This is a genomic window from Paraburkholderia aspalathi, from assembly GCF_905220735.1.
GTDB lineage: Bacteria > Pseudomonadota > Gammaproteobacteria > Burkholderiales > Burkholderiaceae > Paraburkholderia > Paraburkholderia aspalathi.
This window is the reverse complement of record NZ_CAJNBA010000004.1, coordinates 490,715-515,263: the sequence shown is the minus strand read 5'-3', so window position 1 is coordinate 515,263 and position 24,549 is coordinate 490,715. Positions and strand designations below refer to the sequence as shown.

The window sequence follows — 24,549 nt, the reverse complement described above, 5'->3', positions numbered from 1 at the left end:
CGTCGCGCCGATCCAAAGCATTTATATTCAGTTCAGTTCACACTATCCCAACGCACTTCATCCCATGACCCAAACGCTGGCCAACCGTGCCAAAAGCTCACGCCGTGAGCGCCGCGCACATGAACGCGCACAGCGTCGCGACGATGCCCCCTTGCACGCTCCGCAGAAAGAAGCCGCCAGCGCCAGCTTGCCGATCGCCTGGCCGGTGCTGCTTCTGTTTATCTCGGGTGCGGCATCGCTGATTTATCAGGTTCTTTGGATCAAGCAACTCGCGCTTGTGGTCGGCGTGGAGGTGCTAGCGGTCACAACCGGTGTCAGTGCTTTTTTTGCGGGCCTTGCAGTGGGCGGCTGGATCTTCGGCAGACTCGCGGACCGGCTCGCGCGGCCCTTGCGTCTGTACGCGCTGCTCGAAGCCGGTGTGCTGGTGCTGGCGCTCGCCAGCACGTGGATGTTGCCGCATGCCGCGGCGCCGTTCGCCTCGCTGCAAGATCGGATCGGACCGCTTGCCTGGGCGTTGCCCTTTGTGCTGGTCGGCTTGCCCGCCGTCCTGATGGGCGGCACGCTGCCGGTGCTGATGCGCGCGCTGTGCCCCGCCGCCGCTCAGATGGGGCGCTCCGGTGCCCGTCTCTATACGGCTAATACGGCCGGCGCGATTGCCGGCACGCTGGCCGCGAGTTTTGTCCTGATTCCATCGCTCGGCGTGCAGGGCTGTGCGTTTGTCGCTGCCGCGCTGAATGCTGGCGCGGCGCTTGTTGCTGCGTTGGTGGGACGCACGCAACAAGCTTTGGTGCCGGTTGTTGGGGTGTCTTCATCGGCCATCGCTCCGGACTCAAAAGCTCGCCTCGCGCTCATGCTCTACTCGCTTGCCGGCGGCGTCGCGCTCGGTTACGAGGTGGTGTGGTCGCAGGTGATCGTGCAATTCATCAGCACCCGCAGTTTCGCCTTCGCCATGGTGCTTGCAACCTATCTGCTGGGCCTCGCGCTCGGTAGCGCGCTGGTGTCGCGCTACGCCGATCGGGCGCGCGATCCGTGGGGCGCGTTTGCCGTGCTGATCGTGTCGGCCGGACTGGTCGCGCTGCTCGAGATCGCCGTGCTGAGCAACGGGCTGCTGCACTGGCAAAGCCTCGCGCGAGAAGCCGCACTCAGCGCCACCGGCAGTCTGCTAACGGCCATGTGTGCAGGGTTCGCCGTGGCGGCCGTGTGCGTCGTCTTCGTTCCTACCCTGCTGTTGGGTGCAGCGTTCCCTTTTGCGTTGCGTCTGAACGTGGACAACCGGCACACGGGGCGCGACGTCGGCGCCGTGGTGGCGCTCAATACCGCAGGCGGGATCGCCGGCACTCTGTTGACCGGTTTCGTGCTCGTGCCGCAGTTGGGCGTCGTTCATACACTCGCAGCGCTTGCCGTTCTCGCGGGCGCAGTGAGTCTGGCCGCCGTGCTGCGCGGCTCGGAGGTGCGGCCGTTCGCGCGCTGGAGCGTGCCTGTCCTCGTCGTGCTGACGCTCGTCACCGTGATCGCGACGCCATCCGACCGGCTCGCCACGCTGCTCGCCGAATCGCGCGGCGGCAATCTGACCTTCTACGAAGAGAGTGCGGGTGGCACGGTGGCGGTCGTCGAACAGAACGCCGGCCAGCGACAATTCCGGCGGCTCTATATCCAGGGCGTCTCCAACTCCGGCGACACGATGGCGTCGCTGCGATATATGCGCCTGCAAGCGCTGCTGCCTTTGATCATTCATCGCGAGACGCCGCGCACGGCGCTGGTGATCGGACTCGGCACCGGCATTACCGGCGGCGCGCTGCTGACCTGGCCTGGGCTTGAACACCGCGCGGTCGCCGAACTGTTGCCGGCCGTCGTGCGCGCCGCGCCGCAGTTCAAGGGCAACTACGGCATGAGCACCGATGCCCGCATGGACATCCGGATGCGCGACGGACGGCGCGAACTGCTGCGCAACGCCGAACGCTACGACCTGATCACGCTTGAACCGCCGCCGCCGTCGGCCGCGGGTGTGGTCAATCTGTACTCGTCGGATTTCTATCGTCTGGCGGCGTCGCGTCTGCAGCAAGGTGGCATCGTTGCGCAATGGCTGCCGTTGCCGACACAGAATGAAGAGGACACGCGCTCGCTGATCCAGAGCTTCATCCAGGTGTTTCCGCACGCCGCGCTGTGGACCACCGAGTTGCACGAGATGATGCTGGTGGGCTCAATGCAGCCGCTCGAACTGGACGTGCCGCGGATCGAGGCGCGCTTTGCGCAACCGCAGGTTGCCGCGGCGCTGCGCGAAGTCGGCATTGCGTCGCCGGCGGCGCTGCTCGCCACCTGGATCACCGACCGCGCCGGCCTAGAGTACTACGCCGCGGACGCCCAGCCGGTCACGGACGACCAACCGCGCATCGAGTACGCCACGTGGGTTCGCCACGACGCATTTCCGACGACGCTGGCGCACCTGCTCGCGCTTCACACCGCGCCGCCATTGCAGGGCGCCGACGATGCGTTCCGCGCTGAGATGGAGCAGTCGCGCGGTGCATTGCAGAGCTTCTATTTGGCCGGGCTGGATGCCTATAAAGGCGATCGGGATGCGTGGGCACAGGACATTGGCAATGCTGTCCGCTCGGACCCGGACAATGCTTACTACCGATGGCTCATTGGAGACGGTAGATAGTCAGGCACTGCCCGGAACAGATAAACGCGTGCGAGAGCGGAAAACATCGAAACGACACTGCAGCGCTGGTAAAGTGCCGGTAATTTGGTTGCTTCCGCCACGTATTCACTCACCTCGCGACGCCGCAATGCCGTTCAAACCAAATCAAAGAAGCGCCTGCGACCCGATCGTGCTCCGCACGCGGTATCTTTCGGCCGTCGCTGCCCTTAGCCTGTCCTTGCAGGGGTGCACGCTGCGCGGTGCGCCGTCGTATGAAATCTTCGGCGCCTACTTTCCGCTCTGGCTGTTGAGTGCGGTGATCGGACTCATCGGCGCGCTCGTCGCCCATCGGATCTTCGTGTCCACGGGGTGGGCGCAGATCGTTCCGCTTCAACTCTCCGTCTGCCTGGCCATCGGTTTGACGGTCGCCGTGCTCTGCTGGCTTTCGGGAACGGGACAACTTCTATGAAAATCGCCGGCAAGCGGAAGGCCTCCGTCAAGGGCCGCGTGATCGCGGGCGTCATCGTCGTAGTCGGCCTCGCGGCGGCCTGGTACGGCTATGACCGGACCACCCGGTTTCCGTCAACGGACGACGCGACGATCGATGCCGATGTCGTCCACGTCGCGTCGCCAGTCGGCGGCCGGATCATCAGGCTGCCGGTGGAAGAAAACCAGCGGGTTGCAAAGGGCGACGTGCTCTTCGAGATCGATCCTGTGCCTTATCGGCTCGCAGTCGCGCAAGCGCAGGCCGACCTCGAACTGGCCCGCGCGTCGCTCGACACGCGACGCCGGTCGATTGTCGGCGAGCGCGCCACGGCAGTTATCGCCGGCGACCAGACCGGCAAAGCGGCACACAACTACGAACTGGCAACGCGCACCGTCGAGCGGCTCACGCCGCTCGTGGCGAAGGGCTATGTCCCGGTTCAGCAATTGGATCAGGCGCAGGTCGCCCAGCGTGACGCGGCGTTGTCGCTGAAGCAGGCGCAGGAGCAGAAGCAGGCCACCGCGCAGACGATCGGCGACGAAGCGGGCGCCATCGCCTCGGTGCATGCACGCGAGGCCGCCCTCGCGCTTGCGCAGCGCGGCCTCGAGGACACCGTCGTGCGCGCGCCGCAGAACGGCTTCGTCACGGGGCTGTCAGTGCTGGCGGGCGAGACGATCGCGCCGCATCAATCGATCTTCACGCTCGTCCACGCGGACGAATGGTTCGCCGTCGCCAACTTCCGGGAAGGCGCGCTCGCTCGGATCGAGCCAGGCGATTGTGCAACCGTCTATTCGATGATCGACCGCAGCCAGGCGATCCACGGCAAGGTGGTCGGCATCGGCGCGGGCGTGGCCGATTCCGACCGTATCAATCTGCCGCGCACCTTGCCGATCGTGCAGCAGTCCGTCAACTGGGTGCGAGTCGCCCAACGCTTTCCCGTGCGTGTGCGGCTCGACGAGCCGGCCGCCCGGCTGGTGCGGATCGGTGCGAGCGCGATAGTCGAGGTCCGGCATGGCGCAGCCTGCCGGTGACCTTGCCCGACCGGGCCCCGCCGACATCCTGAAGCTGCTGGCGCCCTATCCCGGGCGCGCGGCGATGGCGACGCGCATCGCGCTGATCTGCGCGCTGACGGCGTTCGTGACGAGCGCATACGGCACGCCGGAAGCGGCGATCTCCGCCTATGTCGTGTTCTTCCTGAACCGGCCCGACCGGGTGCTGAGCGTGATACTGAGCTCGGCGCTGCTGGTGCTGGTCACGCTGATGATCGGCCTGGTCACGGTGGTAGCCATGTTCGCGCTCGACGATCCCATGTGGCGAGTTGCGTGCATCACGGGGCTATCGTTCGGTCTGCTGTTCGTCACCTCGGCGAGCAAGCTGCGACCGGTGGGCGCGATCCTCGCGATGATCGTCGGCTTTGCGCTCGACGAACTCGGCAGCGTGCCGTTCGGCGAAGTGGCGACGCGCGCCCTGCTCTACGTCTGGCTGATGGTCGCGATTCCGGTTGGTATCTCGATCGGCGTCAACCTGTTGATCGCGCCGTCGCCGCGGAAGCTGGCCGGCCGCGCGCTCGCGAAGCGTCTGCGGCTCGCGGCGCAGAGCCTGGTCGAACCCGAGGCGACGGCCGACGAACTCAGCGCATGCCTGCGCGAGGGCGACGCGGAAATCGGCACGTGGCTCAAGCTCTCGGTCGTCGACGGGTCGTCGGTGCGTGACGATGTCGGGCCGCTTCGGCAAGCCGTGTCGTCGACGCTGGCGATTCTGGTCGCGGCCGATCTCGCCGTGCGCGACTCTTCGGTACGGCTGCCGGCATCGTTCGCCGCGCCTGTTGCCGAGACGCTGGAGAACATGGCCCGGATGCTTGAGGCAGGTGGCTATCCAGTCGACATCGAACTCAAGCTGCCCAGCGTGACTGAACTGACGCCGCTCGCGCGGATCGTCGTCGAGTATCTGCACGATGCGATCACGCGCTTCGCCGTGGTCGAGGCGCAGGCAGATGTCGATGGCGCAGGCAAAACTGAAACCGATGCGCGAACCCAGGCGCAAACTGATGCCGAAGGCAAAGTCGCAACCGCCGCGCGAACCGAAGCCCAACCCCAAGCTCAAGCTCAAGTTAAAGCCGAACCCACGCCGCCCCCCGCCGCCAAGGGCGGCGGGTTCTTCCTGCCGGATGCCTTCACCAATCCCGAACACGTCCGCTACGCGCTGAAAACCACCGTGGCGGCCATGTTCTGCTATCTGCTTTATTCGCAGATCAACTGGCCCGGTATTCACACCTGCTTCATCACGGTCTACATGGTGTCGCTTGGTACCACCGCTGAAACCGTCGAGAAGATGACACTGCGGATCGCCGGGTGTCTGGTGGGCGCGCTCCTGGGTATCGCGGCGATCGTGTTCGTCACGCCCGTGCTGACGTCCGTCGCCGGGTTGATGACGCTCGTGCTGGTCGGTGCATGGCTGTCGGCGTGGATCGCGTTCGGTTCGCCACGGATGGCGTACGCCGGCTTTCAGATCGCCCTGGTGTTCTTCATGTGCGTGTTGCAGGGCGCGGCGCCTGGCTACGATCTGACGGTCGCTCGAGATCGCACGATCGGGATCCTGATTGGCAACGTGGTCGTCTATCTGGTTTTCACGCGCGTGTGGCCGGTGACCGTGGCCGCGCGCATCGACACCGGGCTCGCCGCGCTGCGGCAGCAATGGGAACGACTGACGGCACTGCCGGATGCCGTCACGCGCCGGGCGCAGGCCGCGAGCGCCATGGCTCAATGCGGCGCGCTGGAACAGGACATCGCGCTGATGCATTACGAGCCGTCGTGGGTTCGCCCCGAAGCGCAGTGGATCGCCGAACGCCGCAGCGCGCTGGCTAAGCTCGATGCGCTGGAAGGGCCAATGTTCCTGCTTGCGGAACGTCGACCAGGCGATGCCGCGATTGAAGGCTGGATCAAGCGGGCCATGGACGGGCTTCCGATGCCGGCGGCTGAAACCGGTACCAAGGTCACACCTTTACCCGTCGCCTCCAATGCGGCTTCACCGGAAGCCGCAGCCAACGACGACACACGCAGCGCTTTGCTACGCCTTAGCGATGCACGCCTCACTCAACTCGAACACGCTGCGTCGGACGATGCAGCGAAGGGACTCGCGACTCATGCGCCGGCTTAACCCTCCATTCGCACTGGCGATCCTGGCCGCAGCGGGTTTGGCAGGATGCGCCACGTCATCGCTGGACATGGCGCCGGATAGTCCCGATCGTCCGTGGCAACCGCAGACGGATGCGGCGGGCGCCATCGTGCCTGGGCCGGCTTCGGCTGCTTCGGCTGCTTCAGCTGCTTCCGCTGCACCGGCTAACTCCGCAGCGTCGACTACTGCCGCACACAGCTACCAGCTCCCCGCCAATCCCGCACTCGCTGCCGTGCCACCTCCGCCGGCACTCGAGCAGGCGCATGCATACGACCTACCCGAACTGATCGACCTTGCGGAGTCGGCGAATCCGCTAACCCGCATCGCCTGGAACGACGCGCGCAACGTAGCGCTCGCGGCCGGCATCGCGAAGAGCGCATACCTCCCGCAACTGTCGGTCGCGGCGATGGGGCAATACGCCGGCTTTCATAATTCGGAGACGTCCGTACTTGGCGATTCATCGTCGACCGCAACAGGGCACGGCATGACTTCGGTGGTCGCGTTGCAATGGCTGCTGTTCGATTTCGGCGGACGCGCCGCGCGCGTCGAGGCTGCGTCGCAGGCCTCGGTGATGGCGAACATCGCCTTCACTGCGGTTCACCAACAGGTGATCTTCGACGTCAGCGTCGCGTTCTATATGTATCAGGCCGCGCGCGCCCGCATCGTCACGACACAACAAGGGCTCGACAACGCCGAAGCGATCCTCGCTGCCGCGCAGTCGCGCTACAAACACGGCGTCGGCACAGTCATCGAAGTCGCGCAGGCTAATCAGAATCGCGCGCAGGCCAGGCTCGCGCTCGTCCAGGCGCAGGGTGCCGAAAGCAACAGTTATCTCGCGCTGATCGCCGCGATGGGGATTTCTCCGCTGTCGAAACCCAGGATCGCCGAGATGCCGGCGCACACGCTCCCGGCGATCACGAACGACTCGATCGACCGGATCGTGTCGTCCGCCATCGCTCGACGCCCGGACGTGTTGAGCGCCTATGCAGCCGAGCGGGTCAATCTGGCGAAAGTGAAAGCGGCCGAGTCGGACTTCATGCCGAAGGTATTCCTCTCGGCGAATGGCGCGTACAACACCGGCAGTTCATCGATTTCGGCGGTGCCGGCCATCGGCCAGCAACTGCCGACGGTGAACCTGAGCGGCGGTCGTTACGGCGGCAGCGTGATCGTCGGCGTAACGATTCCGCTGTATGACGGCGGCCTGAGATCGGCCGTGCTCGCGCAAGCGCGCAACGATGCCGACAGCGCGTCGACCCGTCTCACCCGAAGCCGCGAGGAAGCGGTTCGGCAAATCGTCGCCGCGCAGAATACGCTGCAGACGAGTCTCGCCGCACAGGCTGCGTCGAAAGAGTTGCTTGCCGCCGCGCAAACGACGTATGACGCCGCGTTCGATGCCTATCGGCACGGCGTCGGCTCGGTCACCGACGCGCTGCTTGCGCAGAATCAATTGCTGGCAGCGAAGAACGCGGACGCCGATAGTTACAGCAGTTCGTTATCCGCAGCGGCGGCGCTTGCGCTGGCGACTGGCTCGGTTGACTCAATTCCGATGCGGGACAATTGGTGAGCGAGTGGCTGTGGACGCGACTGCGGATTAAACGCTCGGCATCACCCATTCGTTTGCGCTTCACGGATCTCACGAACTAGCGTCTCAACCAGTTCCGCCGCCGGCATCGCACGTGAAAGCCGCACGGCTTGTCCTGCCCATTGAGCCGCATACTCAGCGCTTCCCTGCGCTTTCGCGGCCGCATGCAAGGCCTTGCCGGCGTCATACGCAATCGGATAGTCAGGCAGCGCGGGGCGCGCTGGAGCATCGCCCAACTCGCTGAACCGGTTCTCGATACCGCGCGCCGCCCGTCCGGAAATCGCGCTAATGAACGTCGTGCGGCTCTCAGGACTCAGCAATGCGGCACGATACGCAGCATCCGCAGCAGATTCGAGCGATGCCACGAATGCAGTGCCGAGTTGCGCAGCCTGTGCGCCCAGCGCCAACGCAGCCGCGATGCCCGCACCGTCCATGATGCCGCCGGCCGCAATCACAGGCAGCGGAATCTCGCGAACAATCAGCCGCACGAGCGCCATCGTGCCGAGCAATTCGTCCGGTGCCGAAGGATCGAAATTGCCCCGGTGACCGCCCGCCTCGGCGCCCTGCGCGACGATGCCGTCCAGTCCGGCCGCATGGATCTGAGCGGCTTCGTCGAGGTTCGTGGCACCCGCCACCAGCACGATTCCGGCTTCGCGCAACGCCGCGATTTTCGCAGCCGACGGCAAGCCGAAGTGAAAGCTGACCATCGCCGGACGCTCGTCGAGGAGCATCTCGAACATCGCGTCATCTTCGACAAAACTCGTGTAGATCTCACGCAGCGCCTCGGGCGGTTTCGCGCCGAAGCGCGCGAAGTGCGGCGCCAGATACTCGAGCCAACGTGCCTCCCGAACGGGATCGGCAATGGCCGGCGCGTGGGTAAACACATTGACGTTGAACGGCTTGCTGCTCAATGCACGAATTTCGTGGATCGCCGCCCGCGCGCTCTGCGCGTTCATCGCACCGACACCGAGCGAGCCCAGTGCGCCCGCATTCGATACCACCGCCGCCAGCGCCGGCGTACCCACGCCCGCCATCGGCGCCTGGATGATCGGCAACGCGACGCCCAACCGGGCGAGCAGATTCGGAGAGTCCTTCATGTCCTCAGCCCCTTGAAATCGCAACGCGCTCAGCGCTGCCGTGCTCGGATGTCTGTGATCGATTCACCGCCCCAGCCCCAATTGTCCGTATCGACTTCCTCGATCACGACAAAAGTGGCTGCAGGGTCCTTGTGCAACACGCGCACCATAAGATCGGTGGCGCCCTTGATCAACTCGTTCTTCTGTTCACGCGTGACACCTTCGCGCGTCACCTCGATCTTGATGTACGGCATGATGCACTCCTTTCAGTTGGCCCAAGTTCAACAGGGGATTGCCAGCGGCCGGCAGTCGGTCCGCCATCCACAGGCACCGCGGGGCGTCCCGATGTCTGTTCCGCTCCCACGTAACTCACTATACTTATGCCACTCGCGTCGATAAATACGTCCATGTCAAATTCATTTGATACGCCAAGTAATGAATAGCCCGCGGATCATCGAACGAACCAGTAAGCGTCAATTCGACGACTTGATGCTGGGCAGTATCGAGCTGTTCTGTCTCGCCGCGGAACTGGAGAGCTTTACGGACGCCGCCACCGCGGCCGGCGTCACGCCTGCGGCGGTGAGCCGCTCGGTATCGCGGCTCGAGGAGCGCCTGGAGGTGCGGCTCTTCGTCAGAACCACGCGCCGTATCCGGCTGACCGACGCGGGTAGAACATACTACGAGCGTTGCCGCGAGGCGCTCGGACAACTCCTCGACGCGGAGCGCGAAGCGACCGGCCAGCAGTCCGCCGCCGCCGGCGTGTTGCGCATCAGCATGCCGACACCCTACGCGCACTATCGCGTGCTGCCCATCCTGCCGGCGTTCCGCGAACAACATCCGCAAGTGCACGTCGACGTCCACATCAGCAATCGCAACATCGATTTCGCCGAAGAAGGCTTCGATCTGGCGATTCGCGGCAGCGCGCCGGGTGAATCAAATCTGATTGCCCGCAAGCTCGAGGACGCGGAACTGGTCGTGGTGGCCAGTCCCGCTTATCTGTCGCGAGCCGGAATGCCCAGGTCGGTCGACGACCTCACGCACCACGATTGCATCCAGTTCGACCTGCCGAGCAGTGGCCGCAAAATTCCCTGGCTGTTCAAAGACGGGGAGCACATGCAGGAGCATTTCACGGACGGCGGTTATTCGAGCGCGGGCGACGTACTCGGTGGCGTGACGTTGGCGCGCTGCGGCGCGGGACTGTTCCAGACGTATCGTTTCGTGGTTGAGCGGGACCTGGCGACTGGCGGTCTGGTGGAAATTTTGCCCGCGTTCGGCGGCGCCTCGCGGCCGTTCGTGCTGTTGTACCCCCACAAGCGCCATGTCTCGTTGCGGGTGCGGCGCTTCGTCGATTTTCTTGTCGAGACGCTCGGCTCCGCCCGGCACGACGACGCCACCTCGACCCTCCCCTGAAGGCTGACCGGCGATGGATCGAATCGATGCGATGAAGGTGTTCGTCTGCGCCCTCGACGAGGGCAGCCTTGCCGCGGCGGGCCGGCGCCTCGGCCGCTCGCCCGCCGCCGTGAGCCGGGCCATCGCGTTTCTCGAAGCGCACGTCGGCATGGCGCTACTGCATCGCACCACGCGCACGATCAAGCTGAGCGAAGCCGGCGAGCGTTACGCCGCCTCGTGCCGACGAATCCTCACCGACCTCGAAGAAGCCGATCTGATGATTGCCGGCGAACGCGCGGCGCCGCGCGGCACGCTGACGCTGACCGCGCCCGTGGCCGCCGGTCAGGACTTTCTGCGTCCGTTACTCGACGAGTTTGTGGACCAGTATCCGGAGGTCACCGCGCGCCTCTACCTGCTCGACCGCCCCGCCAACCTGATCGACGAAGGGATCGACGTCGCGCTGCGCATTGCCCACCTGGCCGATTCGACGCTGATCGCGATGCCGGTAGGCGAAGTACGCCGCGTGGTGGTTGCCGCCCCGCGCTATCTCGCCAAACACCCGCGCCTCAAGGAACCCGCCGATCTCGCCCAGCACCGGATTATTTCGATGACCCATTTCGGCGTCGATTCGTGGAGCTTTCCGTCGTCGAACAATTCCGCCGCGCCGCAAACGGTGCACTTCACGCCACGGCTGATCGTCAACAGCGTACAAGGCGCGGTGGCCTCCGCCGTCGACGGGCACGGCGTCACGCGGCTCTTTTCGTATCACGTCGCCGAACAGGTTCGCGACGCTTCATTGAAGATCGTGCTGACCGGCTACGAGCAGGCGCCGCTTCCTGTTCATCTGCTCACGCCGCAAGGCCGTCTCGCGGTGCCTAAAGTCCGGGCTTTCGTCGACTTCGCGGTCCCGCGTCTGCGCGCCCATTTCAGCACGCTCAAAGCGATCACCGACGCGGATTGAACCGCCGCGCGGAAGAATAGCTGCCGCGCGGCGGCGATTCTCTCGCTGCGTGTTTGTTCGTAAACTGCTCGCCATGGGTAACAACTGCGGCCAAACCTGGCTGCAACGCCAAACGCATGGAGCAGGCAATGGACTCAGAACAGAACGTGGTGCTCATCGCCAGTGCGCGGTTGCGCGCCGGATCACGGGGGGCGTTATGAATCAGCCAGCTAACGCCGCGGCCGGTGAGGTCGGGATCGGCTTTACAAACAACACCACCAGCTACGCCGCACGAAACACGCTCTACTGGCGCCGCAACCTGTTCATTTGCGTGTTCGGCTCATTTACCACGCTGGTTAGTTTGAGCATGCTGCTGCCGTTTCTACCGCTGTACGTGCAGCAACTCGGCGTGACTTCGCAGGCTGCGATCGTGCAGTGGTCGGGCGTGGCGTTCGGTGCAACCTTTCTCGGCACGGCCGTCACGGCGCCGCTCTGGGGACGTCTGGCCGATCGTTACGGACGCAAGCCAATGCTCGTGAGGGCGGCGGTCGGCATGGCGATCGTGATGTCCTTGATCGGTATGGCGCACAACGTGACCGAACTGGTGATATTGCGGCTGCTGGCCGGATTGATCGGCGGCTATGCGTCGGCGTCGATTGTGATGATCGGCACCCAGGCGCCGCGCGAACGTGCGGGATGGGCGCTCGGCATCCTGTCGACCGGCTCGCTGGCGGGCAGTCTCGTGGGTCCGTTGGTGGGCGGTGTGCTGCCTTCGGTGATCAGCATTCGCAGTACGTTCTTTGCCGGCGGCGCGATGATCGCAGTTGCCGCTCTGCTGACGATCCTGTTCGTACGCGAAGATTTTCACCCGGACTCCGACGCCAAAGCGCGCGCCTCGACCCACGCCGCGGCGCCGAAGCTCGCCAACCGCACCGTGATGATCACGCTGCTGCTTACCGCGATGATGGTGCTGCTCGCCAATATGTCGATCGAGCCGATCATCACCGTCTATATCTCGCACCTCAACGTGCCGACCGACCATCTGGCCCGCACCGCCGGCATCGTGATGGCGTGCTCGGCGTTCGGCAGCATGCTGACCGCGGCGCGGCTTGGCGCACTGGCGGATCGGATCGGCAGCTGGAACGTGATTATTGGTTGCCTCGTGTTGACCGGGCTCGTGATGGTGCCGCAAGCATTCGTCACGCACTGGTGGCAACTGGCGGCCCTGCGCGGGTTGATGGGGATGACACTGGCCGGTCTGCTGCCGTCGATCGCGAAACTGGTTCGGCACACGGCCACGGAAAGTCAGTCAGGAACGATGCTCGGGTATCTGCAGTCGGCGCAATTCGCCGGTCAGGTTGTCGGGCCGCTGATCGGTGGCGTGATTGGCGTCCATCTCGGTCTGCACGCTGTGTTCTTTGTCACGGGTTCGTTGTTGATTGCCTGTGCTGTGCTCGGTCAAGCTGTGCGAAATCGGCCGACGCACGCGTGACGGCTTCCTGCGTGTTGTTCCGCGTCGAAAGAAACAATGCCGGCAGCGGGACACGGGCGCCACCGGACTACAACGCGGGCTCAACCTCCCGCAACGGCGAGTGTCCGGGCGGCAAGCGGCGCAATGCCCACGCATCGCTCGCCGCCACAATCGCGCCCTGTAACGCGGCGCCGTGACCGAAAGCTGCAATTGCCTTTCATAGCCCTTCCTTGAATGATTACTGGTTTGACGAATCATGTTGTTGTCGCAATGCATCTGGAGGCTTAGTCTTCCGACGAACGCATCGACACGTCGCCGACGACCACCCCTCTCAACCCCTCCCGCAACGCCGTAACATTGTCTACACCGTTCAGTTGCTCGAACTTCCGCTGCGCTTCCTGCCAGAGAGGGGCCGCCCTTTCGTGCAGGCGCCGTCCCTCTTCGGTCAGTTCGACAAGGCGGCTTCGACCATCAGTGGGCGAGGGCTTGATCGTGACGAAGCCGTCGCGTTCCAGGAAGCCAACCATTTTCCCCATCGCCGTTCGTTCGATATCGAGCCGTTCGGCAAGGGCATTGACCGGGGTACTTCCCACCTCGTTTAAGGCGGCCAGGGTGAGGAATTGCGTGATGCGCAGACCCGCGGGCTCGAGATGGCTGTCGTAGAGTCGGGAGATCTGCCTGCTCGCTTTCCTCACGGCGAAGCAGTTGCATTGATCGATTCCAAGCGGCTGGTTGACCGGCAACATCTGTTTCACTCCTGATTTCGGTTAATTGGGCGAACGCTGCGCGCGCGTCGCGTGAAGGTACGGCGGTATGTTTCGATGAAAGCCGGGAGCGACAGCGCTGGCGTACCGCGAACTGCGCACCTCATGTCTCGCTGCTGAAACCGACCGGCGTCATCTCGGTGTTCAAAGCCCTGCAGGCGGTGTGATGTAGCCGGGTATCTCGGCCGCAAGCGTGCTCTTCAGCACCGCTGTCCCCTCGTCGGCCATCACCTCGCTCTTGCCGGCCGCGAGAGCGTCGTAGGTCTGCCGCACGACGTCCTCGGGACTGGCTTTCGGCACGTCAATGCCGTTGGTCAGATCCGTATCCACGAACCCGACGTGCAGGCCCAGAACCTGGATGCCACGCTCGTGCAGGTGAAAGCGAAGCTGGTTTGTGTAACTCCAGGCTGCGGCCTTCGACGCGGCATACGGTGTCAGATAGGGCCGCGGAAGCCACACGATGTCGGAAAGCACGTTGATGATGGCAGCATGCGGCTGGGCCGCCAATATCTGCTCGAAGGCCTGTGTGACGCGCACTACGCCGTAGTAGTTGGTATCGAACATGCGGGTGGATTGCGCTTCCACGTCGGCCGCCAAAGGCCCGTCGATCAGAGCGGCAATGCCCGCGTTGTTGATCAGCAGAGTCGTATCCGCCGCCAGTTTCGCGGCCTCGGCGATCGACGCCGTATCCGTGACATCGATCCTGACCGGCACAATGCCCGGCTCGTCGAAACCGCTCGTGTCGCGCATGCCTGCGTATACTTTCGCCGCGCCGCGCCGACGTGCCTCTCGTGCAAAAGCCAGGCCCAAGCCACGATTGGCACCGGTGATGAAGACGGTAGCGTTCCTGATATCCATGACAAGCTCCTCTTTCAAAAGCCGCATACGGCGGGAGAGTCAACTCCCGCCACTAGCCTGCGGGTGTTTGGTTCAAAGAAAGATGTTTTCCGGCAACTGCTTCGAAAGCGCCTCCCGCAGATGGGTGGCGAGAGTCAGTACAGCGCCAAGCGGGCTCATCCGCACACTGACACGCGGCACCGATCCGTCGGAGTTGCGATCGACGACAACGGCCGCGCTCAACTTCTCGCCGCTCGTCAGAACAGCCTCGTATTCAAGAAAAAGCCGCGAGCCGACGGTATGAAGAAACGTGGGCGTCTGTGAGACGTAGAAGGTTCCGACGGCGTCGACGGCGAGGCGGATGTCGTCGCGCCCGATTACGGGACTGCGCAACACTGAGCTGACCAGCTCCGCGTCAGCCGTCAGATCATCGAGAAACGGGTGACGTTCATCTTGGGTGAGTGACATTTTCAAACCTCGATTCGCTTTAAGGACGTGTTCACACGAATGCGGCCCGATTTTTGGCGACGAAATTCTGGACCGAAAGCGGTGGCTTTCCGGTGATCTTCTCGACGGCATCGTTGGTGCCTGAGAAGATGCCGTCGCGGTAGTTCTGCGCGACTTCGACCAGATGCTGCGTGAGGAACGGCGGAAACTTGTAAAGGGTTTCCATCTTGATTCGGAATTCCTCGATAGAAGTCGGCGCGTATTCGATCCGGGCACCGAGAACCTCGCTCATCGCGGCTGCGATCTCAACATGGTTCATCTCGACGGGGCCGTGGAGCGTGTAGGTCTTGCCCTCGTGGCCTTCGGGGTTGGCGAGGACATGGGCGATGACGCGTCCCTGATCATCGGTGGCGATGGGCGCGTGACGGCCGTTGCCAAAGGGAAATTCAATCTTCTTCGTGGCCCAGATCTCCCTTGCAAAATGCGGATAGACGAGCCAATCGGCAAAGAAGGTGGGGCGCAAATGCGTAGTCGCGACACCTGACCAATCAAAGACCTGCTCGGAAACCCAGTGGTCCTGTGCTGCGTGGCTCGTCGACTCCCGGCGTGCGGAAATCTGCGACATGTTGACGATCGCTGTAACGCCCGCTTCCTTTGCTGCCTGCGCGAAATAGGCCGCGGCCCCGATGATTCCGGGCGCGATTGGATGAAGGAAATAGGCCGATCGGATTCCTTCCATCGCTGCCCGAATGTCGTTGATGTCGGTGAAGTCCCCGACCGCGATATCGACACCGCGCTGCCTCAGGGCGGCCGCTCGATCGTCATCTGTGCGCACATATGCCCGCACGCGTTTGTCCATCTTGAGCAGTTCGTCAATGGCAATACCTCCGGTCCGTCCGGTCGCACCGCTCACAAGAATCTCAGCCTCGTTCATCGCTTCGCTCCATTTGAAAGTAAGAGCATATGCTCTCTTGAAGCAAGAATAGGAGCATGTGCTCGCACTGTCAAGTTTTTCTGGTTCTTGCGCAGCCCGAGGGACACCACGCTCGATTCGGCTGGCGGCATTGCTAGCGACGCATCGACGGGCTGCTGCGTAGGTGCCCCGCAATGCGAAGCGCCTGAAGGTGTCGATATCGTCCCTGCTTATCTGAATGGCGAGATGTTCAATATCTACGACCGTTGGGATCGACGAAGCGATTCCCTATGGTGTGACGAGGGCGCTGAGATCAGTAAGGGCCTCGAGATTCCGAACTACCCGCAGATGCGTAGATCCGTACCAAAACCAAACCGCAAATTGTCGTTTGCGCAGGTCAGCGATAAAAATACAAAGGCCGAGATGCGACTGATCAGCTAGATGTGTGAGGGGCCGCTACTGTCTCTGGAGCCGACATTTGAGTGTCCATCCGCGGGCGCGAGCGAACGACTGAAAATGGCCGATCTGGAAGTTCGGCCAGCCCCCGTCAGTCATCAGATCGGCCTCGGCTCGAATTTCTCCTGTCGACCCGGAGCGGTCCTTCGGCTGCGTGATCTGAATGACCGGAGTTTGGGTGCACCTGACGTCGGGTCACTGTCTGGCCTTCCGTCACAGTTCACCTGCCCTAAATTCATGACGGCAGGTCCAGTAATTGCGCGAAATTTGAACCTCGCATCCAGCATGCGTCGCCGGCTCTGGCGACATGTGCCGTCGCGTGTCTGTAAGTGTTATCTCGCGCCCATATTACTGGTAGAAGTTAGAAGGAGATTCCAAATGAAAACCATGACGTGCAAGGAGCTCGGCGGCCAATGTGATCAGGAGTTATCGGCTGAATCATGGGATGAAATGGTAAAAGTCATGACGAAACACGTCATGGAAAAGCATCCGGATGTCGCGAAGGAAATGGAAAAGATGCACAAACAAGATCCGCAGAAGTGGGGGAAAGAAATGAAACCAAAATGGAACGCGGCGCCCGACCTTTGAACGTTCGCCGAGTCTCGAGTGCCCGGTCTGTCTGCGACGGTCCCAACCGATTCCGCTTGTTGTTGCTGAACAGGCGCTTGAGGAACTTGAGCATCATTCGTCCTTTTTCCTGGCCAACTCCATACAGCAGACCGGCAAAACTGGGATGCCGGTTTTTTGTCCTTTTCCAGGCTCAGCGGTCAGCCGTTCGAACGTCTCCGCTCTCCCGATGATGAACGCCTGGAATTGGCCCGGCATCTGCCGATAAGGAACGACCGTTTTCAAACAATGAACGGGTGTAATCTGCGGTCGTATGCACGCCATTTCGCCGACGTCGGCGCTCATTGTTTGGAGAAGCGATGAACATCAGCGGAAACAAGCCTGACACTCCCACCTGTCAACTGGTGCACGCTGGCCCACAGTTCGAGGGGAAGCAAGGGCTGACCTATGCGGTAGGTATCTCAGCTGAAAGTGTGGGATCGAAGCATGTGCATCTTCAGCTGGCAACAATTCCGCCGGCTGCCCGGGCCAAAGCCCATCTCCATGCGGAGCATGAGACGGCCATCTATCAGCTGAGCGGCATCTCGGGATGCTGGTATGGCGAACGATTGGAGCGCCATGCGGTGGTTCGGGCCGGAGATTTCTTCTACATCCCGGCAGGGATGCCGCATGTTCCGTACAACGCGAGCGCGGATGAGCCTTGTGTCGCGGTAATCGCCCGAACCGATCCCAACGAACAGGAAAGCGTCACAATGCGGCCGGATCTTGATGCCTTGCCTGACTGGTCGAGCGTTCTGCCTTCATCGCTCTGATTGAGCTGAGTGACGATGCATCTTGCCGTAGATGCCCATATTTCCGTGCTGCCGGCGCGAGGTCGCCTTCGTTAGCCATGAAAAAATTCAGCCCCGTCGCCAGAGTCGTCGATTCACACCTTCACTTCTACGATCACAAACGAAACCGGCACACATTTCTGGATGAGGTCGACCCCAACTACGAGGCGTTTGTCGGCAATTACGATGCGCTGCCCAGGCGTTACCTGCTGGACGACTATCTTGCCGACAGCGATGGTTATAACGTCGAGGCCGTCGTGTGGCACGAGTTCCTTTCGTCCGACCCCTTCAAGGAGGCGGCTTGGGCGCAACAGGCGGCAGCCCGAAGCGCGATACGTCATGCGCTAGTCGCATTCGTTGACTTCCTCGATCCCGAGTTGGAACGCAAGCTGGAGCAATACAGTGCGCTTTCCAATCTCACATCGGTTCGGGAACATCTTGTTTGGGACGATGACAACCCTTTGAAGCGATTCGCCAAACGGCCAGATTTGCTGACGGATTCAACATGGAGCAAATCGCTGGCTTTATTGGGCAAGTACAACTTCAAGTGTGGGCTCGAAATATTCGCCCATCAAATGCCCGACTTGACTCGCACCATACAAAATCATCCGAATATCGGTTTCACCATCGCATTGATGGGGTGGCCGCTCGACCTGAGCAAAACCGGCTTTGACCGGTGGAAACGGGATCTTGTACAGCTTGCCGGTTGTGAAAACATTTGCGTCGACATCTCTGCGCTGGAATGTATCTTTGGCATGCAGTGGTCCGTTAGTGAGGCAACCCCCTGGGTGTTGACCGCAATCGACATCTTCGGCGTATCGCGATGCATGTTCGGTAGCCACATGCCTGTTGCGAAGCTGTCAACGGGATTTGCTGAGCTTTACGATAGATTTGCGCAATTGGTCGCTGGCTTCTCAGCCAGCGAAACAGACGAGATATTCTTTGGTGTTGCTGACCGCTGGTTCAATCCAACGTGATCAACGCGATTCGCCCTAGTCGGCCGCGCGCTCCTCTGCAAGTCTGCTAAACGCGACGAAGTGACCGATGGTTCAAGCGAACGGCCAATTTGCATTTGCCTGGCCCAATCCATCGATCCCTTCGATCACGCGCACGAGACTACATCACCACGGGATCGTTTCGTTTTCCCACCGCGTGAACGTTCCTGTCGGGCTGTCCGGGCCCAGCAGTGCTACGCGCACCGCCTCACGAGCGCCCTCCTCGACAGTTTCCGTGCCCGCATATCCGTTGAGGTTCGTCCTGGTAAAGCCCGGCGAGACGGCATTGACCTTGATCCCCTCCGGCTCCAGCTCGATTGCCATGGCGACCGTCAAAGCGTTGAGCGCCGTTTTGGACGCAGGGTAGACGGGGCCGAAGATCGAGCGGTAGGGGAAGGCCGGGTTCGAGTTCGCCGCTAGCGACCCAACGCCGCTCGACACGTTGACGATGCGTGCGCCCGGCGTCTTGCGCAGAAGCGGCAGCATCGCCTGGTAGAAGGCAAGAACGCCGAACACGTTGGTGTCCCACACCGCACGCATTTCATCGATGGACACGTTGCTCGGGCGGGTCGTCTTCGCGTACTCCTCGACGGACTGACCGGGAAGCTTTTTCGTATTCGAAATGGCCGCGTTCTGGATAAGCACGTCGAGGCGGCCAAACTCGTTGCCCACGCGCTCCGCTGCGGCTGTGATCGAAGCCTGATCCGTCACGTCGAGCTGGAGCGCGTGGGCGTCCGGCCCAACCTCCCTGGCCGCTGCCTCGCCGCGTTCGAGATCGCGCGACCCGACCAGTAGAGTGAAGCCGTGTCCCGCGAGATCCTTTGCAATCTGAAGACCAATGCCTTGATTAGCCCCGGTGACCAGGGCGACGGGTTTGTCCTGCATGGCAATCTCCTCGTCGTAGTGTGCAGTAGCGCGCAGAAATTCAGAGCGGTTGCGCCAGTCGTTCAGCGAGCCTCGGCAGCCCATGCTTCAGCGTCAGCGCCGGCCGGGATGCGCATCGGGGACGACGGGTCGGTCGCCGCGCGCCATACGGCTTCGGCGACGTCCTGTGCCCGGGTGACCGGGGACGACGTGTCCGTAAACCTCGCAAGAACGCTCTTGACGAGATCGGCATAGGCTTCGTGGTCGAAGCCGTGCATGCGGGTACGCGCGTTGTCTCCGAAGCGGGTCTCGGGCGCCCGACCCGGCAGCACCAGGCGCGCCCGCACGCCGAACTGCTCGAGCTCCAGCGCAATCGACTCGGTGAACGCGTTCACCGCCGCTTTGCTCGCGCGATACGCGGCGATCAGGGGGAGTGCCTTCAGCGTCACGCTCGACGTAACGTTCACGACAACGCCCGCCTTGCGTTGCCGAAACTGCGGCAACACCGCTTGCGTCAATGCGATCGTGCCGATGGTGTTGGTCTCGAAAAGCTCGCGCACCGTCGCGAGTGGAACGAGTTCGCCCGGGGAAGCCGCACCGAAGCCCGCGTTGTTGACGAGAACATCGATCGGGCCTGCCGCCTCGACAGCCTCGCGAATGCTCTCTGGATTCGTGACGTCGAGCGCCAGCACGCGCAAGCGGTCTGAAGGCGGCAGCACGTCGGCACGCGGCGTGCGCATCGTGGCGATGACCTGCCAGTCGCGTGCCAGAAAGAAGCGGGCGGTCTCGAGGCCGAATCCGGAAGAGCAGCCGGTGATCAGAACGGTTTTCATGGAAATTCCTGTGTGTTGGTCTGTGTGTGCCCATACGATAGATCGCCGATGTCGTACTTGCTACAATCAATAATCCGAATTTCATTTGCAGGAGTCCGGCGATGATCGATCCGTTAGCGGAGGTGGTGACGCTGCTGCAGCCGAATGCCCGGTTTTCCAAACTTGTTCACGGCGCCAGCCCGTGGCGCATCAGTCGCTCGGATGCTGGCCAGCCGTTCTATTGCGTGATCCTCGAGGGCGGGTGCCGCCTCGCGATCGACGGACACGAGCCAATCGAGCTGCTTCCGGGTGACTTCGTCCTGATTCCTGCTGCGTACGGCGTCGCGATGTCCAGTCTCGAGCTGCCACCGCCGGGCGTCGAGACGGCGGCGCCCATCGCGCTGGGCAACGGCGAATTCAGAATCGGCGCTCCGGGCAGCCCGATCGACTTACGAATGGTGGCGGGCCACTGCAGCTTCGGTTCACCGGATGCGACCCTACTGGTCTCGCTGCTGCCGCAACTCGTGCATGTTCGCGGCGAACAGCGGCTAGCCACGCTCGTGCAACTTGTGCGAGAGGAAACGCGCGAGCAGCGGCCCGCGCGCGAGGTCGTGCTTTCACGACTGCTGGAAGTACTGCTGATCGAGGCGCTGCGGTCCACAGCAGGAACGAGCGCGTCACCGGGCCTGGTGCGCGGACTCGCCGACGGCCGCCTCGCCGCCGCGATCCGAGAGATGCACGAACACCCAACGCACGCGTGGACCGTTGCAGAGCTCGCAAAGGAGGCCGCGCTCTCGCGCTCGACTTTTTTCGAGCGCTTCAGCCGCGCGGTCGGCGTCGCGCCGATGGAATACCTGCTCACGTGGCGCATGGCATTGGCGAAGAACCTGCTGCGCCGCAACGAAGGGCGTGTCGCCGAGATTGCGCAGCGCGTTGGCTACAGCTCCGCCAGTACCTTCAGCGTCGCCTTCACGCGGCACGTCGGCCGGCCACCTACCCAGTATGCGCGCGAGGAGCAGGCTGCCGCGAACGGCGCGTAAGACGACGGAAAGAGGTTCCTTCCGGATCTGGACACGCGTGTCCCTGGCTCAATCATGTCCCACGCGTACATGCTGCGCCATCGCCAGATAGCTCGGTCGGCGGCGGGGTGTTCACTTGTCTCCTTCGCGTTTGACGAGTGGAACGGCGGCAACGGGTCGAAGGACTGAAACCGCTCGCGCGGTAATAGGACGCCGCATCGACTTTGCGGTCTGACAGCCAGAGGACTAGCTTTCATGAGGGAAGCCAAGCCCGAACCTGGGCGCGAGTTTTCCACCCTTTGATGCCCGCGCCTTCTCGAGATTCGAGTTGGCTCCCCGATACGCAGATCGCGAATCGAAACAACATGAAAGCTTCCTGACGCCAATCATTCATACGTGCGTGATTGAATGGTTGGCGCTTGTTGTAATGCAACCTCCGCGTGGCCCCCTGTTGTCAGATCGGATCAGCGTTGTGAAGCAGGTTAGATAAGCCGTCCCGGCACCGCGATTATCTTTGGGTAACACTACTGGGAGCCACACAATGCTTTGGCGTCGGATTACCGTTATCTCGTTCACGGCTGTCGCTCTTGCGACGACGGCTGCATGGAGCGCCAGCGAAGACCACGACGGGGACCAGCATGGCTCCCGGCGGGATGAAGTCCATACAGCCACACCCATCAAGCATCTGGTAGTGATCTACGGGGAGAACGTGTCGTTCGATCACTACTTCGCGACCTACCCGCATGCGGCAAATCCGTCTGGAGAACCTGCGTTTGCAGCGCAAGCCGGCACGCCAGAGCTAAACGGCTTATCGGGCACGTTGTTGACGGCCAACCCGAACTATACGAACGCCGCCAATAGCGCGGGCGCTGCCAACCCGTTCCGTCTCGATCGCACGCAGGCGGCCACAGCCGACCAGAACCATGCGTACACGGCTGAGCAGCAGGCATACGACAACGGCAAGGTCGACCTCTTTCCGAAATACACGGGCAACGGCACCACAGGCGGCGCCGGTGCGTTCGGCACGGCCGGCCAGGTGATGGGTTACTACGACGGCAATACGGTCACGGCGCTCTGGAACTACGCGCAGAACTTCGCGATGAGCGATAACGCCTATACAGCGACATATGGTCCGTCGACGCCAGGTGCGCTCGAAGTCGTCTCGGGACAGACCAACGGCATGAAAGTCGTCTTGACCTCGAAGCAGCCCTCGACGGCCGGCTCGTATTACGTCAACGACGGCCAAGGCGGATTCACGATGATCAACGACGTCGATCCCGCCAACGACCTGTGCTCGAGTACCACCGATACCGCGCAGATGACTGGTAAGAACATCGGCGACCTGCTCAACGCGCGCAACATTTCGTGGGGCGGCTTCATGGGTGGCTTCAATCTGTCGACCACGAACAGCAACGGAACGACAGGGTGCAAACGCAGCACGACGTCGCAAGTGGTCGGCGCCGCCACGGCCGACTACATTCCGCACCACAACTGGTTCCAGTACTACGCGTCGACGTCAAACCCCCAGCATTTGCGGCCCAGTTCGGTGTCGGCCATTGGGCATACCTACGGGGCACATCGCTCGAGCGTCGATCCCGCGAATCACCAGTACGATATCGACGATTTCTATCGTGCTGTTCAAGCTGGCAATTTCCCTGCGGTGAGCTTCCTGAAGGCGCCTGCCTATGAGGACGGTCACGCCGGGTACTCGGACCCGCTTGACGAGCAGGCGTTCGTTACGAAGGTCGTCAACTTCCTGCAACAGCAACCGGATTGGCGTGACACGGCCGTTATCCTGGCATGGGATGACTCCGACGGCTGGTACGACCACGCATACGCGCTGCCGACGAGCGCTTCGTTCGACTCAGTCGCGGATCAGTTGACCGGTCCGGGAATTTGCGGCTCAGGCACCGGACCCGACGGATTAAATGGCAAACCGGTGAACGGCCGGTGCGGTCCCGGTACTCGCATTCCGTTTGTTGTGATTTCGCCATGGGCGAAACAGAACTACATCGACCATACGCCGATCGATCAGTCGTCAGTAGTGCGTTTCATCGAAGACAACTGGCTTGATGGCAACCGGATCGGAGGCGGCTCGTTCGACGCGAAGGCGGGCAGCATCACGGGTATGTTCGATTTCAACCGCCGCCACGATGAGCACCGGGAGAGCAAGCTCTACCTCGATCCGACCTCTGGCTTGCCCGTCAAGACGCCTCCATCCATCTGACGCGTAACGCTTGTCCTTCCGACGATGAATGTCTTGCGCCGCAGCCCGCTATCGCCGGGCTGCTTCATTTTCTTCGGCCTGAATCGCCAATGAGTTGCCCTTTCAACAGCGCCTCGAGCCAGTCGGCGAACACCTGAACTCTGCGCGATAAATGCTGCCGGTGCGGATAGAGCAAGGTCATCGGCATCGGCGCAGCCCGGTATTCGGGCATCACCTCGATCAGTTCGCCGACACGTAGATGCTGCTGCACATCGTAGGCAGGAATCTGGATCAGACCGAGTCCCGCAAGGCAGCACGCGATATACGCCTCGGCGCTGTTGACGCTCACGCGGCCTTGCGTGGTCAACGTCCTCACGGTTTCGCCATCGAGCCATTCCCATGGCGCGATACGTCCACTCGATGGCGACGCATAGTGAACGGCCTGGTGGCTCGCCAGATCGCCGGGCGTACGAGGCGTACCGCGCTGAGACAAATAGAGTGGGCTCGCAACATTGATCAACGGCAGATTGCCGATGGGCCGCGCAATCGTGCCGGAATCTTGCAGCTTGCCAACGCGAAGCGCGCAATCGACGCGCTCTTCGACAAGGTCGATCGCCCGATCGGTCAGGCCGAGCTCGATATCGATGTTCGGAAACGCGACGAGAAATTCCGGCAGCGCGGGTGCAATGATCAGCCGGCCGATACGGCCCGGCACATCGACGCGCAACACGCCGCTCGGTCCTACCGATGTTTGCCGAAACAGGTTCTCGGTCTCCTCGACATCGGCGATCAGACGCAGGCAGCGCTCATAGAGCGCGGCGCCGTCCTGGGTCGGCGACACCTTGCGCGTTGTCCGATGCAGCAGCCGGGCGCCGATCCGCCCTTCCAGCTCCTGAATCGCCGCGGATACCGACGAGCGAGGCAGGCCGAGCGTGTCCGCCGCGCGCGTGAAATTCGCGCATTCGACAACGCGTGCAAACACGCGAAACAGGTCAATACGATCCACGGGCCCTTTTCCACTGTTCGACTTTTCTGACCAGTGATGTCAGAAACAGTAGGTTTAAATGATTTTCCTGGAATATATC

The 24,549-nt window shown here is 62.5% G+C and carries 23 protein-coding genes; 13 read left to right on the top strand and 10 right to left on the bottom strand.

Going from position 1 to position 24,549, the window contains the following annotated elements:
- Positions 1-64 precede the first annotated feature (64 nt).
- The 5 genes from KHO30_RS25115 to KHO30_RS25095 all read left to right on the top strand — a co-directional run bounded on the left by KHO30_RS25115 (position 65) and on the right by KHO30_RS25095 (position 7,860).
- A complete protein-coding gene (locus tag KHO30_RS25115) occupies positions 65-2,659 on the top strand; it encodes a fused MFS/spermidine synthase (RefSeq protein WP_211702671.1) in 2,595 nt (864 codons plus the stop codon).
- Between the two features lie 127 nt (positions 2,660-2,786).
- The gene (locus KHO30_RS25110) at positions 2,787-3,107 is read left to right on the top strand and encodes a hypothetical protein (RefSeq protein ID WP_244864129.1); all 321 of its coding nucleotides are present in this window, start codon (positions 2,787-2,789) and stop codon (positions 3,105-3,107) included.
- Positions 3,104-4,153 carry a multidrug transporter subunit MdtN gene (gene mdtN / locus KHO30_RS25105; RefSeq protein ID WP_211702670.1) on the top strand — a complete coding sequence of 350 codons (1,050 nt, stop codon included), beginning with the start codon at positions 3,104-3,106 and terminating at the stop codon, positions 4,151-4,153. Before KHO30_RS25110 ends, mdtN begins: the two co-directional genes overlap by 4 nt.
- Positions 4,134-6,278 (top strand): FUSC family protein, encoded by a 2,145-nt coding sequence (locus KHO30_RS25100; RefSeq protein WP_211702669.1) that lies wholly within the window; start codon positions 4,134-4,136, stop codon positions 6,276-6,278. The genes mdtN and KHO30_RS25100 overlap by 20 nt, the downstream gene beginning before the upstream one ends.
- Positions 6,265-7,860 carry a TolC family protein gene (locus KHO30_RS25095; protein ID WP_211702668.1) on the top strand — a complete coding sequence of 532 codons (1,596 nt, stop codon included), beginning with the start codon at positions 6,265-6,267 and terminating at the stop codon, positions 7,858-7,860. Before KHO30_RS25100 ends, KHO30_RS25095 begins: the two co-directional genes overlap by 14 nt.
- 41 nt (positions 7,861-7,901) lie before the next feature.
- On the opposite strand, the gene KHO30_RS25090 is transcribed toward KHO30_RS25095, so the two are convergent.
- Positions 7,902-8,975 (bottom strand): NAD(P)H-dependent flavin oxidoreductase, encoded by a 1,074-nt coding sequence (locus KHO30_RS25090; RefSeq protein ID WP_211702667.1) that lies wholly within the window; start codon positions 8,973-8,975, stop codon positions 7,902-7,904.
- A 29-nt stretch (positions 8,976-9,004) separates the two neighbouring features.
- Positions 9,005-9,208 (bottom strand): tautomerase family protein, encoded by a 204-nt coding sequence (locus tag KHO30_RS25085; protein ID WP_093633086.1) that lies wholly within the window; start codon positions 9,206-9,208, stop codon positions 9,005-9,007.
- A 181-nt stretch (positions 9,209-9,389) separates the two neighbouring features.
- On the opposite strand from KHO30_RS25085, the gene KHO30_RS25080 reads away from it, so the two are divergent.
- From KHO30_RS25080 to KHO30_RS25070, 3 genes are all read left to right on the top strand, one after another.
- Entirely contained in the window at positions 9,390-10,364 is a 975-nt protein-coding gene (locus KHO30_RS25080) for a LysR family transcriptional regulator (RefSeq protein WP_211702666.1), read from the top strand.
- A 13-nt stretch (positions 10,365-10,377) separates the two neighbouring features.
- Complete coding sequence (locus KHO30_RS25075; protein WP_211702665.1) at positions 10,378-11,304, top strand: LysR family transcriptional regulator; 927 nt, start codon at positions 10,378-10,380, stop codon at positions 11,302-11,304.
- A gap of 196 nt (positions 11,305-11,500) precedes the next feature.
- A complete protein-coding gene (locus KHO30_RS25070) occupies positions 11,501-12,775 on the top strand; it encodes an MFS transporter (protein ID WP_093633089.1) in 1,275 nt (424 codons plus the stop codon).
- Positions 12,776-13,038: 263 nt separating this feature from the next.
- On the opposite strand, the gene KHO30_RS25065 is transcribed toward KHO30_RS25070, so the two are convergent.
- The 4 genes from KHO30_RS25065 to KHO30_RS25050 all read right to left on the bottom strand — a co-directional run bounded on the left by KHO30_RS25065 (position 13,039) and on the right by KHO30_RS25050 (position 15,736).
- Complete coding sequence (locus KHO30_RS25065; protein WP_200652231.1) at positions 13,039-13,500, bottom strand: MarR family winged helix-turn-helix transcriptional regulator; 462 nt, start codon at positions 13,498-13,500, stop codon at positions 13,039-13,041.
- Positions 13,501-13,662: 162 nt separating this feature from the next.
- On the bottom strand, positions 13,663-14,376 hold the full coding sequence (locus KHO30_RS25060; protein ID WP_211702664.1) for an SDR family oxidoreductase: 714 nt from the start codon (positions 14,374-14,376) through the stop codon (positions 13,663-13,665).
- A 72-nt stretch (positions 14,377-14,448) separates the two neighbouring features.
- Positions 14,449-14,823, bottom strand: coding sequence for a hypothetical protein (locus tag KHO30_RS25055; protein WP_211702663.1), 375 nt, complete (start codon positions 14,821-14,823; stop codon positions 14,449-14,451).
- A gap of 31 nt (positions 14,824-14,854) precedes the next feature.
- Positions 14,855-15,736: an NmrA family NAD(P)-binding protein gene (locus tag KHO30_RS25050; RefSeq protein WP_093633093.1), complete on the bottom strand. Its 882-nt coding sequence runs from the start codon at positions 15,734-15,736 to the stop codon at positions 14,855-14,857.
- Positions 15,737-16,549: 813 nt separating this feature from the next.
- On the opposite strand from KHO30_RS25050, the gene KHO30_RS25045 reads away from it, so the two are divergent.
- Positions 16,550-16,759, top strand: coding sequence for a DUF1059 domain-containing protein (locus KHO30_RS25045; RefSeq protein WP_093633095.1), 210 nt, complete (start codon positions 16,550-16,552; stop codon positions 16,757-16,759).
- A gap of 93 nt (positions 16,760-16,852) precedes the next feature.
- Here the strand turns inward: KHO30_RS25045 and KHO30_RS25040 are convergent, their stop codons facing one another.
- Positions 16,853-17,083, bottom strand: coding sequence for a hypothetical protein (locus KHO30_RS25040; protein WP_211702662.1), 231 nt, complete (start codon positions 17,081-17,083; stop codon positions 16,853-16,855).
- A 14-nt stretch (positions 17,084-17,097) separates the two neighbouring features.
- Here KHO30_RS25040 and KHO30_RS25035 point away from each other — a divergent pair, with 14 nt between their 5' ends.
- On the top strand, positions 17,098-17,550 hold the full coding sequence (locus tag KHO30_RS25035; protein WP_211702661.1) for a cupin domain-containing protein: 453 nt from the start codon (positions 17,098-17,100) through the stop codon (positions 17,548-17,550).
- A gap of 77 nt (positions 17,551-17,627) precedes the next feature.
- Positions 17,628-18,545, top strand: a complete 918-nt coding sequence (locus tag KHO30_RS25030; RefSeq protein WP_211702660.1) for an amidohydrolase family protein — start codon at positions 17,628-17,630, stop codon at positions 18,543-18,545.
- A gap of 144 nt (positions 18,546-18,689) precedes the next feature.
- On the opposite strand, the gene KHO30_RS25025 is transcribed toward KHO30_RS25030, so the two are convergent.
- Together KHO30_RS25025 and KHO30_RS25020 are read right to left on the bottom strand one after the other, a co-directional pair.
- Positions 18,690-19,448, bottom strand: coding sequence for an SDR family oxidoreductase (locus KHO30_RS25025; protein ID WP_211702659.1), 759 nt, complete (start codon positions 19,446-19,448; stop codon positions 18,690-18,692).
- Between the two features lie 62 nt (positions 19,449-19,510).
- Positions 19,511-20,260, bottom strand: a complete 750-nt coding sequence (locus tag KHO30_RS25020) for an SDR family oxidoreductase (protein WP_200652235.1) — start codon at positions 20,258-20,260, stop codon at positions 19,511-19,513.
- A 101-nt stretch (positions 20,261-20,361) separates the two neighbouring features.
- Here KHO30_RS25020 and KHO30_RS25015 point away from each other — a divergent pair, with 101 nt between their 5' ends.
- A complete protein-coding gene (locus KHO30_RS25015; RefSeq protein WP_200652236.1) occupies positions 20,362-21,279 on the top strand; it encodes an AraC family transcriptional regulator in 918 nt (305 codons plus the stop codon).
- Between the two features lie 520 nt (positions 21,280-21,799).
- Positions 21,800-23,485 carry a phospholipase C gene (locus KHO30_RS25010; RefSeq protein WP_200652237.1) on the top strand — a complete coding sequence of 562 codons (1,686 nt, stop codon included), beginning with the start codon at positions 21,800-21,802 and terminating at the stop codon, positions 23,483-23,485.
- Positions 23,486-23,549: 64 nt separating this feature from the next.
- Here the strand turns inward: KHO30_RS25010 and KHO30_RS25005 are convergent, their stop codons facing one another.
- Positions 23,550-24,470, bottom strand: coding sequence for a LysR family transcriptional regulator (locus KHO30_RS25005; RefSeq protein ID WP_200652238.1), 921 nt, complete (start codon positions 24,468-24,470; stop codon positions 23,550-23,552).
- Positions 24,471-24,549: the final 79 nt, after the last annotated feature.

Coding starts and splice junctions, on each gene's coding strand:
- KHO30_RS25050 (WP_093633093.1), bottom strand. CDS start 15,736: ATGAACGAGGCTGAGATTCTTGTGAGCGGTGCGACCGGACGGACCGGA.
- KHO30_RS25030 (WP_211702660.1), top strand. CDS start 17,628: ATGAAAAAATTCAGCCCCGTCGCCAGAGTCGTCGATTCACACCTTCAC.
- KHO30_RS25085 (WP_093633086.1), bottom strand. CDS start 9,208: ATGCCGTACATCAAGATCGAGGTGACGCGCGAAGGTGTCACGCGTGAA.
- KHO30_RS25010 (WP_200652237.1), top strand. CDS start 21,800: ATGCTTTGGCGTCGGATTACCGTTATCTCGTTCACGGCTGTCGCTCTT.
- KHO30_RS25025 (WP_211702659.1), bottom strand. CDS start 19,448: ATGCAGGACAAACCCGTCGCCCTGGTCACCGGGGCTAATCAAGGCATT.
- KHO30_RS25045 (WP_093633095.1), top strand. CDS start 16,550: ATGAAAACCATGACGTGCAAGGAGCTCGGCGGCCAATGTGATCAGGAG.
- KHO30_RS25110 (WP_244864129.1), top strand. CDS start 2,787: ATGCCGTTCAAACCAAATCAAAGAAGCGCCTGCGACCCGATCGTGCTC.
- KHO30_RS25075 (WP_211702665.1), top strand. CDS start 10,378: ATGGATCGAATCGATGCGATGAAGGTGTTCGTCTGCGCCCTCGACGAG.
- KHO30_RS25080 (WP_211702666.1), top strand. CDS start 9,390: ATGAATAGCCCGCGGATCATCGAACGAACCAGTAAGCGTCAATTCGAC.
- KHO30_RS25090 (WP_211702667.1), bottom strand. CDS start 8,975: ATGAAGGACTCTCCGAATCTGCTCGCCCGGTTGGGCGTCGCGTTGCCG.
- KHO30_RS25060 (WP_211702664.1), bottom strand. CDS start 14,376: ATGGATATCAGGAACGCTACCGTCTTCATCACCGGTGCCAATCGTGGC.
- KHO30_RS25065 (WP_200652231.1), bottom strand. CDS start 13,500: ATGTTGCCGGTCAACCAGCCGCTTGGAATCGATCAATGCAACTGCTTC.
- KHO30_RS25040 (WP_211702662.1), bottom strand. CDS start 17,083: ATGAGCGCCGACGTCGGCGAAATGGCGTGCATACGACCGCAGATTACA.
- KHO30_RS25055 (WP_211702663.1), bottom strand. CDS start 14,823: ATGTCACTCACCCAAGATGAACGTCACCCGTTTCTCGATGATCTGACG.
- KHO30_RS25095 (WP_211702668.1), top strand. CDS start 6,265: ATGCGCCGGCTTAACCCTCCATTCGCACTGGCGATCCTGGCCGCAGCG.
- KHO30_RS25020 (WP_200652235.1), bottom strand. CDS start 20,260: ATGAAAACCGTTCTGATCACCGGCTGCTCTTCCGGATTCGGCCTCGAG.
- KHO30_RS25035 (WP_211702661.1), top strand. CDS start 17,098: ATGAACATCAGCGGAAACAAGCCTGACACTCCCACCTGTCAACTGGTG.
- KHO30_RS25015 (WP_200652236.1), top strand. CDS start 20,362: ATGATCGATCCGTTAGCGGAGGTGGTGACGCTGCTGCAGCCGAATGCC.
- mdtN (WP_211702670.1), top strand. CDS start 3,104: ATGAAAATCGCCGGCAAGCGGAAGGCCTCCGTCAAGGGCCGCGTGATC.
- KHO30_RS25070 (WP_093633089.1), top strand. CDS start 11,501: ATGAATCAGCCAGCTAACGCCGCGGCCGGTGAGGTCGGGATCGGCTTT.
- KHO30_RS25100 (WP_211702669.1), top strand. CDS start 4,134: ATGGCGCAGCCTGCCGGTGACCTTGCCCGACCGGGCCCCGCCGACATC.
- KHO30_RS25115 (WP_211702671.1), top strand. CDS start 65: ATGACCCAAACGCTGGCCAACCGTGCCAAAAGCTCACGCCGTGAGCGC.